This is a genomic window from Streptomyces sp. NPDC085900 (assembly GCF_044540925.1).
Lineage (GTDB): Bacteria > Actinomycetota > Actinomycetes > Streptomycetales > Streptomycetaceae > Streptomyces > Streptomyces gilvifuscus.
In genome coordinates this window covers 306,737-318,992 of record NZ_JBITSP010000005.1, presented here as the reverse complement: position 1 = coordinate 318,992, position 12,256 = coordinate 306,737, and the positions used below count along the sequence as shown (strand labels likewise).

Sequence of the window (12,256 nt, the reverse complement as noted above, 5' to 3'; positions counted from 1 at the left end):
GAGGAACCATCGTGGCCCGTACCGTCGCCCGCGTGATCGTGGACGCACTGAGCGAACTCGGCGTGCGCCAGGTGTTCGGCGTCGTGGGAGACGCGCTCAACCCTTTGACGGACGCCATTCGCACCACCGAGGGCCTGGAGTGGGTGGGCTGCCGGCACGAGGAGGCGGCCGCGTTCGCCGCGAGCGCCCAGTCGCAGCTCTCGGGCACCCTCGGAGTGTGCATGGGCACCGTCGGACCCGGCTCCGTCCACCTGCTCAACGGACTGTACGACGCGGCCAAGAGCCACACCCCCGTCCTGGCGATCGCCGGACAGGTTCCGCTGGCGGAGCTCGGCACCGACTACTTCCAGGAAGTCGACAACGACGCCCTCTTCAGTGACGTCGCCGTCTTCCGCGCCACCATCACCTCCGCCGACCAGATGCCGCAGATGCTGGAGACGGCCGTACGCCATGCCCTGGGCCGCAAGGGCGTCGCCGTCCTGACCGTCCCCGGCGACCTCGGCGAACGCGAACTGAGCACCGACCGCCCGGCCCGGTTCGCGCTCGACGCGCCGCTCAGCCGGCCGGAGGAGTCCGCGGTGCGGCACGCCGCCGACCTCCTGGACCGCGCCGAACGGGTCACCCTGCTCGTCGGACGGGGCGCGCAGGGCGCCCGCGAGGACGTCCTCGCCCTGGCCGACCGGCTGGCCGCGCCCATGGTCCTCACCCTCAAGGCCAAGGAAGGCTTCGAAGGCGACGCCAACCCGTTCCAGGTCGGCCAGACGGGCCTCATCGGCAACCCGGCCGCCGCGTCGGCCCTGCAGGAGGCGGACACCCTGCTGCTGCTGGGCACCGACTTCCCCTACCGGGACTGGTATCCGGAGGGCAAGACCGTCATCCAGGTGGACACCGAGGCAGCCCACATCGGACGGCGGGTGCCCGTCGAGGTCGGTCTCGTCGGCGACACCGGCGCCACCGTCCGCGACCTCCTCACCCACCTCGCGGCCGCCCCCGCCGGGTCGCACGGCGCCCGGGACCGCTCCCACCTGGACAAGGCCCGCGAACGGTTCGAGCAGTGGCGCGAGGGCCAGGCCCGGCTGGCCGACCCCGCCCACGACAAGGGCCTGCTCGGCCGCATGCGCTCGTCGCTGGACAACCGCACCCACGACATCCGCCCCGAGGCGCTGGCGGCCGTCGTGGACCGCCTGGCCGCCGACGACACCGTCTTCACCTCCGACACCGGCATGGCGACGGTATGGCTCTCACGCTTCGTCGAGATGCGCGGGCAGCGGCGGCTCATCGGCTCCTACAACCTCGGCTCCATGGCCAACGCCATGCCGCAGGCGCTCGGCGCACAGTGTCTGGACCGGGAACGGCAGGTCGTGGCCTTCTGCGGAGACGGCGGCCTGAGCATGCTCCTCGGCGACCTCATGACGCTGAAGACGCACAGCCTCCCCGTGAAGCTCGTCGTCTTCGACAACCGCCGTCTGGGCATGGTCAAACTGGAACAGGAACAGGCCGGGCTGCCGGAGTTCGGCACCGTCCTGGACAACCCCGACTTCGCCGCCGTGGCCACGGCCATGGGAATCACCGGCATCCGCGTCACCGACCCGGGCGACCTGGAGAAGGCGGTACGCCGGGCTTTCGACACCCCGGGGCCCGTGTTGCTCGACGTGCTCACCAACCCCGACGAGATCGCCGTACCGGCCAAGCCGACCGTCGAACAGGGCTGGGGATTCGCGGTGGCCAAGGTCAAGGAGGTCGTCCGCAGCCACGGTGACGACGGGGCGCACTGAACCGGATGCCGTGGTGCGTTCGGGGCCGTCCGGGGCGGTCCGATTTAGAAAGTGGCGTCTCTGGGGACACGTAGCTGCGTGGTCTCGATGACGTGAGGCGGTGACGTGCAGGTGGGTGACGCCGTACGTCGGTCGCCCCGAACTCCGGGTGCGGACCCAGGAGCCGGTCACGGTGCGAGCCGTGGCCCGCGGCGGATGAGGTACGTCGTGCTCGGCAGCCGGCCCGCCCGGGGAGTCGGGACGGTCGCCCGGGCGCGCAGGGCGGCCGCCGAAGAGCGGCGCCCCGAGGACGGGGTGGCCGTGCACCACGGGCTGAAGATGGGCGCCGCCTACGCGTGGCGGCTGCTGGTGCTCGGGGCGGCCGTGTACGCGGGCTTCGTGATCCTGGGACGTCTGCAGCTGGTCGCCGTGGCGTTGTTCCTCGCCCTCGTCGTGACCTCCGTACTCCGTCCCCTCGCCGATCTCCTGGCGCGCCGGCTGCCCAGGGCCCTGGCAGTGGTGGTCAGTGTCCTGGGCAGCCTGGTGATGGTCCTCGGTCTGCTGGCGCTGGTCGGCGAACTGGTGGCACGCGAGTGGGACCGGCTGGGCAAGGAGTTCAGCGGGGGTGTCGGGCGCATCGAACGGTGGCTGCAGGGGCCGCCCTTCCACGTGAGTCCCACGGTGATGTCGGACCTTCAGGGCAAGCTGAACACCTTCGTCTCCGAGCACCGCTCCGCATTGATCAGCAGCGCCGTGAGCGGTGCGGGACGGCTCGTGGAGGTGCTGACCGCGGGGGTGCTCGCGCTGTTCTGCTCCCTGTTCTTCATCCATTCCGGCGACCGCTTCTGGCGCTGGTTCCAGGAGTGGCTGCCGCAGCCGGCCCGTGACCCGTGGAGCCGTGCGGGCGGTGCGGCCTGGCGGACCTTCGCCGGGTACACGCGGGGCATCTTCATCGTGGCGGGCACCAATGCCGTGCTGGTCGGAGTCGCCCTGTTCCTGCTGCGGGTGCCGCTGGCCCTGCCGCTGACGCTGCTGGAGTTCTTCGCCGCGTTCGTCCCGTTGGTGGGATCGCCCGTCGCGCTGGGCGTGGCCACGGTGGTCGCCCTCGCCTCGCGCGGGCCGGTCATCGCGCTCGTGGTCCTCGCGCTGATCGTCATCGTCGGCCAGATCGAAGGCCATGTACTGCATCCGCTGGTGATGAGCTGGGCGGTCCGGCTGCACCCGGTCGTCGTGGCCCTCTCCGTCATCGCGGGGAGCATCCTGGCCGGCGTGGTCGGAGCGGTCGTGGCGGTGCCGATGGTCTCGGTGGCCTGGGCGGTGCACTGCGAACTGCGCGGCCGTCCGGTTCGGTGAGAGACGGGGGGAGTGGCGGACGCCTGGCCGACCGAGCCGCGAGCCGCGGGCGGCACGGGCTGCGGGTTCACGGCCTGGTGCTGGTGTAGCGCACGCCGGGACCCCACTGCTCCTGGGCCGCTGCCATGCACCACTGGCACAGCGGGCTGCCGCCGGAGCCGTACTTGTGGGTCTTGCGCTGGCAGGCGGCGCACGGGCCGACCTTGTCACCGGGGCAGGTGAGGGCGGACGGGTCGGGCTCGCTGACCGGGGGCGGGGGAGTCGTCATCGGAAGAGATCCTGTTCTGGGCGATAGGAGTCATATCGCCCAAGATTCAGGATATCGGGCGATATCGTGCGACGGTCGAACGGTGACCGGACCTCTTGAGGGATAAGTCCACGACGTCGAGCTGCGCGTCGGGCCGGCAGTGGGCGCATGCGCCGAGGCCCCCGGCGAGGAGGCGGCGGGCCTCGTCGCGGCCGACGGGGCGGCGGCGGGAGCCGGCCATGTGGCAGTCGCCCGCGTGCACCTGGACGGGCCGCCGGCCGGTGCCGATGCCGAGTTCGACGATCCACTCCGGCGGCCGCGGCCTTCTGCGCCGGCCGTGTTCGGCCTCGGCCTGCCGCAGTCGCAGCGCCTCGATCTTGGCGTCGATCCGCGCCAGCCACAGGGCGTGCCAGACGCGCAGGGTGTGCAGGCGTTCCAGGTCGGGCGGCAGGTCATCGAACACATTTTTGATTCTATGCTCATGATCCGCACTTCGCGCCCTCGCATGTTCGATTTTATGTTCGATAACGTGGTGTGTGGGAGGTGAGGGTCATGACGAGGGCACATGAGGTGTCGACAGTGATGCATGTGCGCTGCCCGGACGGGCTGGGGGAGGAGGGCTACCGACAGGTCCTGGAGCAGCTGGCGGAGCTCTCCCCGGTGGTGCGGGCGCTCCCGCCCGGCGCGGCGTTGGTGGAGCTGAAAGGGGCCCTGCGCTACCACGGCGCGGACACGCGCCGCCTGGGGGAGATCCTGCGCGTGCGCACGCTCTCGCGCCTCGGCATCGACCTCCGGGTCGGCATCGGCCCCACGATCACCGTGGCCGCCACCGCCTCCGGCCAGGTGCCGGAACCGGGCGGCGTCGTCGCCGTCGCCCCGGACCAGGTCGCCGACTGGCTGGGCCCGCTGCCAATCGGGGCACTGCACGGCATCGGCCCGCGCCAGGCCGACGTGTTGCGTGACTACGGCATCCACAGCGTGGGCCTGCTGGCCGCCGTCGAGCCCGCCACCGTGCAGCGTCTGCTGGGCGGGAAGGCCGGCCGGACGGCGTCCGACCGGGCCCGCGGCATCGACCCGCGTCCCGTCGTACCCCGCGAACTGCCCACCACGGCGGCCGTGAGCCGCGCCTTCGACCGCCATGTGCTGGACGGCACCGACGTCCGCGCCGCCCTGCTGGAACTGGTCGTACGGCTCGGTCTGCTCCTGCGCCGGCGCGACCAGGCCGCCCGGGCCGTGACGCTCACCCTGCGCTTCGCGGGCGGCAGCCGCTGGGAGAGGACCCGCCGCCTCGCCGAGCCGTCCGCGCACGACGACGACCTGCGGCTGCTCGCCTACCGGCTGATGGACGCCGCCGGTCTGCAGCGCGGCCGACTGACCGGGCTCGCGCTCAAGGGCGAGGACCTCGTCCGGGCCGACGAGGTCGCCCGGCAGATCAGCCTCGACGAAGCCCGGGAAGCGCGGCTGGTGGCCGAGGAGGCCGTCGACCGGGTGCGGGAGAAGTACGGACCCGACGTCATCGGCCCGGCCGCGGTCTTCCGCCACGCCTCCTGACGGTTCCGTTCCGCCGGTGCTGGCACCGGTAGCCCGGTCAGGGCTCGCCGGTTGACCGCCGATCCGGGAAACCCCAGTTCACACCGGGTTTCCCGGCCGACCCACGGACGGGCAACAGGAAACCCGTCGACCCCGGCAGCCGCCCGGGACACGCTGATCCCGTCAGCTCGAAGCACGTCCTGCGACGACGCAGGAGACCCGCTAGGGGGAAGCATGCGCAAGATGTTGAGCGCCGCCGCCGCGTTCGCGACCGCGGCCACGGCAGTGGTGGCGATGAGCGGCGCCGCCCAGGCCGCGCCCGCCGGCAACTCCACGGTGTACGGATGCCTGTCCGGCAACGTGTGCATCTGGGCCGAGGGCGTCAATCCCGTCAACGACCCGCATCCGACCGTCCAGTACACCTCGTACGGGGCCCACAACCTGAGCAACCAGTTCGGGAACCACTGGGTCCTCAACAACCAGTACGGCGGCGCCACCGCCAGCCTCTGCTACAACTACGGCGGCACCAACTGCTACAAGACACTCGCGCAGGACGAGTGGGCCTACGAGAACCTCACGCCGGTCAACTCCATCACCCTCAACCGCCCGTAGCGCGCCCTTCGCCACGGGGGAGCGACCGCCGGGACCGGCCCCACACCGGTCCCGGCGGTCCCGTTTTTCGCCACTCCGGGTGAAAGGCTTGGTTCCGTGTCCGACCCCCGCAGTAACCTGGGCATCCGCCGTCTCACGATCCGGGCAGGCCAGTGCCTAGGGGGACGTCTTGGGGGACCAGGAACACGTACACGCGGGCGTCGACCGGACCGACCAGCCGGAAAACCCCGCACAGGCCACTCCGTCGTTTCCCGCGCAGCTGAGACGGTTGCGCAGGGAGCGGGGTCTGTCGCTGGCCGACCTCGCGCGCCAGACCCACTACAGCAAGGGCTATCTCAGCAAGATCGAGACCGGCGTCAAGCGGGCGACCGTCGACGTCGCCCGCCAGTGCGACCACATCCTGCGCGCCGAGGGCGAGTTGCTCCGATTGGTGCGGGAAAGCGTCCCGGTGGAGCGCGGCGGCGGGCCGGCCGCCGACATCGGTGCGCCCGCGTGCCCGTACCGCGGCCTGGCGGCGTTCACCCCGCAGGACGCGGCCCGGTTCTTCGGCCGGGAGCGGGCCACGGCCGCGCTGGTCGAGCGGGTCTTCCAACGCGTCGGCGGCGGGCCGCTGTTGCTGGTCGCCCCGTCCGGCGCCGGCAAGTCGTCCTTGCTGAACGCCGGTCTCGTCCCGGCACTGCGGCGCCCCGGCGGCTTTCCCATGCCCGGCGCCGACCGCTGGCCCGTCGTCGCCCTCACCCCCACCGCGCACCCGCTCGACGAACTCCTCGAACGGACCACGAAGGTCCTCGGCAGCGATCTCGACCTCACCGCGGCGCAGGTGGCCGAGCGCCCCGAGGCCCTGCTGGAGGCCGTCCGCGCCCGCTCGGACGACGCCCCGCCCGGCCCTGACGGCCGCCGCCCGCCGCCGGTGCGGCCCGTGCTCCTGGTCGACCAGTTCGAGGAACTGTTCACCCTCTGCTCCGACGAGGACGAGAGACGGACCTTCGTCCGGGTCCTGCGCGCGGTGTCCACCTGTCCGGACCCGGCGGTCGTCGTGCTCGGGGTCCGCGCCGACTTCTCCGGACACTGCCTCGAACTCCCCGAACTCGCAACCCTCTTCACCGAGGGACTGTTCGTACTGCTCCCCATGTCCGTCGCGGAACTGCGGGAGTCCATCACCCGCCCCGCCGAACTCGCCGGCGTCACCCTGGAACCCGGCCTGGTCCCCCTCCTCCTGCGTGACGCGGGCCTGCGTGACGAACCGGCCGGCGCGAGCGGCGCCATCGGCCCCGACGGCACCCCGCCCGGTGCGCTGCCCCTCATCTCGCACGCCCTCCTCGCCACCTGGCAGCAGCGCGAGGACACCACCCTCACGGTGGCCGGCTACGAGCGCACCGGCGGCATCCAGGGCGCCGTCGCCCGCACCGCCGAGACCGTGTTCGCCCAGCTGTACCCGGCCGAACAGAAGTCGATCCGGCGCATCCTGTCCCGGCTCGTCCACGTCTCCGACGACGGGACCGTCGCGACCCGGCGCCGCACCGGCCGCAGCGCCCTCATGGCAGAACTCGCCGACGCCGACGCCGCCTCGGCCGCCCTCGACGCGTTCGTCCGGGCCCGGTTGATCACCGTGGACCGGGACACCGTCGAGATCACCCACGAGGCCCTGCTGCACGCCTGGCCCCGGCTCCGCGACTGGATCCACGCCGACCGGGCCGGACTCCTCATCCACCAGCAACTCGCCCACGCCGCCGCCGAATGGGAGCGCGAGCACCGCGATCCGTCCGCCCTCTACCGCGGCACCCGACTCGACACGGTCCGCTCCTGGGCCGACGAACTCGACACCCGCAGCCGTCTCGGCCCCCGCGAAGAGGCCTTCCTTCTGGCCAGCCAGGCCGAGGAGGACCTCGGGCTGCTCCTGGCGAGACGTCAGGCGCGCCTGAAGCAGGGCCTGTTCGTCGTCCTCGCCGTGCTGCTCGGCCTCGCCGTGACCGCGGGCAGCCTCGCCTACCAGCAGCGTTCCGCCGCCCTCGACCAGGAACGCGTCGCCCGCTCCCAGGCCCTCGCGGTGCAGTCCACCTCGCTGGCCGGCGGCCAGCCCGAGGCCTCCATGCTGCTCGCCGAGGAGGCCTACCGCGCCGACGCCACCCCCGAGGCGCGAGGGGCCCTGTTGAGCACCCAGGCCCAGGCGTTCTCCGCCCGCCTCGTCGGCCACCACGGGCCCGTCAACGCGGTCGCCTTCGCCCCCGACGGCCGGCTGCTGGCAACGGCCGAGGCGTACGGCACCGTACAACTGCGCCGCACCGCCGACCACCGGACCGCCGCCACCCTCTCCCTTCCCGGACGGGTCCGCTCCGTGGCCTTCAGCCCCGACGGGCGCATGCTCGCGGCGACGTCCACGGACGGGCCGGTGCGGATCTGGGACACCGCCGACCACCGGCTGCGGGCCCTGCTGCCCGTGGGCGCCCACGGGGCAAAGGCGCTCGCCTTCGACCCCCGCGGCCGTACCCTCGCCGTCGCGGCCGACGACGGAACGATCCAGTTGTGGGACGCGGGCGCCGACCACCCCACCGCGGTACGGCTCGTAGGCCACACCGGCCGCGTCAACTCGCTCGCCTACGCCCCGGACGGGCGGACCCTGGCCTCGGGCGGCTCCGACCGGACCGTACGGCTGTGGGACACCGACCGGGCCCGCCCCCTGGCCGTCCTCAGGGGGCACACCGACGAAGTGCTCGGGGTGGCGTTCGCCCCGGACGGGCGCAGCGTGGCCTCCGGGGGCGTCGACCGGACCGTACGGCTGTGGGACGTGGCCACGCACCGGGCCACGGCGAAGCTCACCGGCCACAGCGACGACGTCAACGCGGTCGCCTACACACCGGACGGCAGCACGGTCGTCAGCGCGGGCGGCGACGGCACGACCCGCCTGTGGGACGTACACACCGGTCGGCCGTCCGCGATCCTCGCGGGCCACACCGACTACGTGATGTCCGTCGCCGTGGACTCCACCGGGACGACGCTCGCCACCGGAGGGTTCGACCAGTCCGTGGTGCTGTGGGACCTGCGCGGCCCGGTGCTGACGGCGCGTCCGTTCACCGAGGTCTCGCAGGCCGCGTACAGCCCGGACGGGAAACTCCTGGCCACCGCCGACGCGGACCACACCGTACGGCTGTGGGACGTGGCCCGGCACCGGATCGTACGCACGTTCACGGGCCACCGCGAAAGCGTGTTCTCGGTGGCGTTCGCGCCGGACGGCCGCACCCTGGCGTCGGCGGGCTCGGACGGCACGGTCCGGCTGTGGGACATCCCCTCGCACCGCGCGCTCGCCACCCTCACCGGCCACACCGGGGACGTGTTCTCGGTGGCGTTCGCGCCCGACGGCCGCACCCTCGCCTCGGCGGGCGCCGACCGCACGGTCCGCCTGTGGGACGTCGCGACCCACCGTCAACTCGCCGTGATGACCGGGCATGCGGACTACGCCAACGATGTCGCGTTCAGTCCGGACGGCCGCACCCTGGCCAGCGCGAGCGACGATCTGACGGTACGGCTGTGGGACACGGCCGGCCATCGCCTGCTCGCCACCCTCACCGGACACACCGGCGCCGTACGAGGTGTCGCCTTCAGCCCCGACGGGGCGACCCTCGCCAGCAGCGGCAACGACGGCACGGTCCGCCTGTGGGACGTCCGCCACCGCCGTCTGGAGGCCTCCCTGACCGGGCACACCGGCTCGGTCCGCGGCATCGCCTTCTCCCCGGACGGCCGCCTCCTCGCAAGCAGCGGCAGCGACCGTACGGTTCGGCTCTGGGACGTGCCCGGACGGCGGCCGTGGGCCACGCTCACCGGGCACACGAACGCGGTGTGGGGCGTCGCGTTCGCTCCGGACGGGCGGACCGTGGCCAGCAGCAGCAACGACGGGACCGTACGCCTGTGGGACCTGGACCTCGGCGCCCGGCTCGCCCGGATCTGCCGACTGCGCCAGGCGATCGGTCCGCGGGAGCGCAAGGCGCTGATGCCGGGACTGCCCGTGTCCCTCACTCCGGGGTGCGCGCGGCCCTGACGGCGGCCGGCCGGACCGCACTGGTGGCAGGGGGTTTCCCAAGGGTTTCCCGTTGCCTTTCGGGGTGGGGTGACGCCGGGTGCTCGACCCGCCGAGGCCCGGTCGGCAGGCTGATGCACGACCATTCACGCAGCACAGAAAACGGGGGTCCCGGCATGCTCCGGCGGACCGGAATCATCGGCACACTCATCGGCCTACTGGCCCTGCTCCTCTGGGCGCCCGCGGCAGTCGCCGCGCCCGCCGCCCCGGCGGCAAGCGGCTGCGGAGTCCTCGCGTCCGGCGGCTCCGCGGCCGCCGAGCGCGCGATCGCCGCCGCCTGCGCCCAGGTCGACGCGGGCACCTGGTACACGTGGGGCGGCGGCCACGGCGCCCAGCCCGGCGCCACCTACGGCCAGGTCGATCCCACCGACCCGGCCAGCGAACACGACCCCGAGCGGCTCGGCTTCGACTGCTCGGGCCTGGTGCGGTACGCCTACGCGCAGGCCGCCGGCTCCGACATCCTCGACGGCGACGCCGGCCATCAGTACTACACGGTCCGCGCCGCCGCCCGCTTCACCGCCGCCCAGGGCACCGCCCCGCTGCTCCCCGGCGATCTGCTGGCCTACGGGACGTCGGCGGACCTGCACCACATCGCGATCTACCTCGGCGCGGGCAGGATGGTCGAGGCGAAGCAGTCCGGTACGCATCTGATGGTCAGTGACGTCCGCCTGGGCGGTGACTACTTCGGGGCTGTCCGCGTCAACACCGGCGCGGTCACCGGGCATGTCTCCAAGACCTGGGGCACCGGGGTGTGGACGAAGAAGGCACCCTCCGTCGGCGCCGACCGCGTCTACGCCTTCCCCGGCCCCACCACCATCCGGGTCGAGTGCCAGAAGCACGCGGAGGTCGTCACCTCCGACGGCTACACCAACGACGCCTGGGCCTACCTGCCCGACTACAAGGCCTGGATGACGAACATCTACATCCAGGGCCCGGCCTGGCTGGACGGCGTGCCCACCTGCTCCTGAACCAACCTGCCCCCACCACCCGGGCTCCCCTCGCTCGCCGCACCCGTAGGCGAGCGACGGGAGCCCGCCGTGTCGGGCGAAATAGCAAAGGAAAAGCCTTCTGCTTTCCGGTCCTGAATTGATCCCTAATGGGTCCTCAATTAATCCCGCAGAAAGGGGGTTTGACCCGATAACTCACCGAATTTAATGTGTCGCCATGGATATTGGTCGCTGGAATCCGAACATTCACTACTATCCCGCTGTTCTCGGCTTCGTGCCCGGGAACTGTCGCGAGGCGCTGGACGTGGGATGCGGAGACGGAACACTCGCCCGTCTGCTGGCTTCCAGGTCCGGCCGGGTCACCGGGATCGATCTCTCCGCGGAAATGGTCGAGTCGGCTCGAGATCAGAGCAAAGAGGTCGAGAACGTCCGGTTCCTGGAGGCGGACTTCCTCGAAGCCGGCGGCCGTGAGCTTCCGCCGGGCCACTACGACCTCATCACCATGGTGGCCGTCGCTCACCACCTGGGCACCGAACGCGCGTTGGCTCGGTCGGCCGAGCTGCTGGCCCCCGGCGGGCGACTGGCCGTCATCGGACTCGCCGGCCCCGGATCCGTCGTCGACCTGCTCCACCTGGCCGCGGCGGTCCCCTCGGTGAAACTGCTGAGCCGGCGCAAGGGAGGCAGCAGCGCACCGGCGAAGATGCCCGTGGCGGACCCGGACACCACGTTCGGCGAGGCACGCGAGACAGCCCGCCGTGTGCTGCCGGGCAGCCGGTTCCGGCGCCGCCTGCTGTGGCGTTACACCTTGCTGTGGGAGAAACCCCGCGACGGCCGGCATTGAGATCGAGGACCCGGACCGCGGGGTGCGTCCGCCGGGTCCCCACCGACCCGCCTGTCCCGTGCCCCCGGTATCGGATCGGGATCGCGTCGGGACCCCGCTCCGGCACTCTCAAGTCATCGGAAGGCGGGGCCCGATGGGGAACCGTCCGAAGGACAGGGAGACCGGTGTGACCAGGATCGTACTGATGTCGGGCAGTCTGCGGCGCGGCTCGGTGAACAGCACCGCCGTCGCGACGATCGGCCGACTGCTGGCGCGGCGGGGCGCACAGGTGCACACTCCGCTGCTGGATCTGCGGACTCTGCCGTACTACGACCAGGACCTCGACGCGGCCGACGGACCGGCCCCGGTGGCCCGGGCGCGGCGGCTGCTCGGATCGGCCGACGCCCTGGTGATCAGCACCCCCTCCTACAACGGAGGCGCTCCAGGCGTCCTGAAGAACGCCCTGGACTGGCTCTCCCGCCCCTGGGGCGACAGCGCCCTGACCGGATTGCCGACGGCGCTGATGAGTGCTTCACCCGGGCCCCGCGGTGCGGCGGACGCCCAGCCGGGACTGCGGGTGAACCTCGAACGCTCCGGAGCGGTCCTCATCGACCACCGGCCCCTCGCGCTCGGCGACGCGGAAGCACTGCCGCGTACGGACCAGGGGTTCACCGATCCGTCGGTCCTCGCCCTGCTGGAGGAACTGGCCGACGCCGTATGGGCGGCGCGGCGCGGCGCGGCCGACGCCGAGGTGATCCGCCCGCCGGCCGGTGACGGTGGGCTGCATCCCGCGGCCGTCGCCTGAGACCGCCGCTGACGGCTCGGCGCCGTGACGCGCCGAGTCCCTCACAGACTTGCCCCCTGCGTGGTGCCCACAAGGTACGCGTCGGTGGCAGGAACGCCCGTCCGGCCATGGACGGC

General features: G+C 72.4%; 10 protein-coding genes. 8 read left to right on the top strand and 2 right to left on the bottom strand.

Annotation, left to right across the window (positions count from 1 at the left end; translation table 11 throughout):
- Positions 1-11: 11 nt before the first annotated feature.
- On the top strand, positions 12-1,775 hold the full coding sequence (locus ACIGDI_RS19950) for a thiamine pyrophosphate-dependent enzyme (RefSeq protein ID WP_399898211.1): 1,764 nt from the start codon (positions 12-14) through the stop codon (positions 1,773-1,775).
- A 195-nt stretch (positions 1,776-1,970) separates the two neighbouring features.
- Positions 1,971-3,107: an AI-2E family transporter gene (locus ACIGDI_RS19945; protein ID WP_399898209.1), complete on the top strand. Its 1,137-nt coding sequence runs from the start codon at positions 1,971-1,973 to the stop codon at positions 3,105-3,107.
- 67 nt (positions 3,108-3,174) lie between these two features.
- Here the strand turns inward: ACIGDI_RS19945 and ACIGDI_RS19940 are convergent, their stop codons facing one another.
- Together ACIGDI_RS19940 and ACIGDI_RS19935 are read right to left on the bottom strand one after the other, a co-directional pair.
- Positions 3,175-3,375 carry a hypothetical protein gene (locus tag ACIGDI_RS19940; RefSeq protein WP_142146046.1) on the bottom strand — a complete coding sequence of 67 codons (201 nt, stop codon included), beginning with the start codon at positions 3,373-3,375 and terminating at the stop codon, positions 3,175-3,177.
- A 46-nt stretch (positions 3,376-3,421) separates the two neighbouring features.
- Positions 3,422-3,817, bottom strand: coding sequence for a DUF6233 domain-containing protein (locus tag ACIGDI_RS19935; protein WP_399898207.1), 396 nt, complete (start codon positions 3,815-3,817; stop codon positions 3,422-3,424).
- Positions 3,818-3,906: 89 nt separating this feature from the next.
- On the opposite strand from ACIGDI_RS19935, the gene ACIGDI_RS19930 reads away from it, so the two are divergent.
- From ACIGDI_RS19930 to ACIGDI_RS19905, 6 genes are all read left to right on the top strand, one after another.
- Complete coding sequence (locus ACIGDI_RS19930; RefSeq protein WP_399898205.1) at positions 3,907-4,905, top strand: hypothetical protein; 999 nt, start codon at positions 3,907-3,909, stop codon at positions 4,903-4,905.
- Between the two features lie 213 nt (positions 4,906-5,118).
- The gene (locus ACIGDI_RS19925) at positions 5,119-5,496 is read left to right on the top strand and encodes a hypothetical protein (RefSeq protein ID WP_399898203.1); all 378 of its coding nucleotides are present in this window, start codon (positions 5,119-5,121) and stop codon (positions 5,494-5,496) included.
- A 169-nt stretch (positions 5,497-5,665) separates the two neighbouring features.
- Positions 5,666-9,529, top strand: a complete 3,864-nt coding sequence (locus ACIGDI_RS19920) for a helix-turn-helix domain-containing protein (protein ID WP_399898201.1) — start codon at positions 5,666-5,668, stop codon at positions 9,527-9,529.
- A gap of 155 nt (positions 9,530-9,684) precedes the next feature.
- Positions 9,685-10,536, top strand: a complete 852-nt coding sequence (locus ACIGDI_RS19915) for an NlpC/P60 family protein (protein WP_399898199.1) — start codon at positions 9,685-9,687, stop codon at positions 10,534-10,536.
- A gap of 253 nt (positions 10,537-10,789) precedes the next feature.
- Positions 10,790-11,356 (top strand): class I SAM-dependent methyltransferase, encoded by a 567-nt coding sequence (locus ACIGDI_RS19910; RefSeq protein ID WP_399898197.1) that lies wholly within the window; start codon positions 10,790-10,792, stop codon positions 11,354-11,356.
- A 166-nt stretch (positions 11,357-11,522) separates the two neighbouring features.
- On the top strand, positions 11,523-12,140 hold the full coding sequence (locus tag ACIGDI_RS19905; protein WP_399898195.1) for an NADPH-dependent FMN reductase: 618 nt from the start codon (positions 11,523-11,525) through the stop codon (positions 12,138-12,140).
- Positions 12,141-12,256 lie beyond the last annotated feature (116 nt).

Bases quoted from the DNA above. Each gene is read 5' to 3' on its own strand.
- ACIGDI_RS19945 (WP_399898209.1), top strand. From the start codon at position 1,971: ATGAGGTACGTCGTGCTCGGCAGCCGGCCCGCCCGGGGAGTCGGGACG.
- ACIGDI_RS19940 (WP_142146046.1), bottom strand. From the start codon at position 3,375: ATGACGACTCCCCCGCCCCCGGTCAGCGAGCCCGACCCGTCCGCCCTC.
- ACIGDI_RS19930 (WP_399898205.1), top strand. From the start codon at position 3,907: ATGACGAGGGCACATGAGGTGTCGACAGTGATGCATGTGCGCTGCCCG.
- ACIGDI_RS19925 (WP_399898203.1), top strand. From the start codon at position 5,119: ATGCGCAAGATGTTGAGCGCCGCCGCCGCGTTCGCGACCGCGGCCACG.
- ACIGDI_RS19915 (WP_399898199.1), top strand. From the start codon at position 9,685: ATGCTCCGGCGGACCGGAATCATCGGCACACTCATCGGCCTACTGGCC.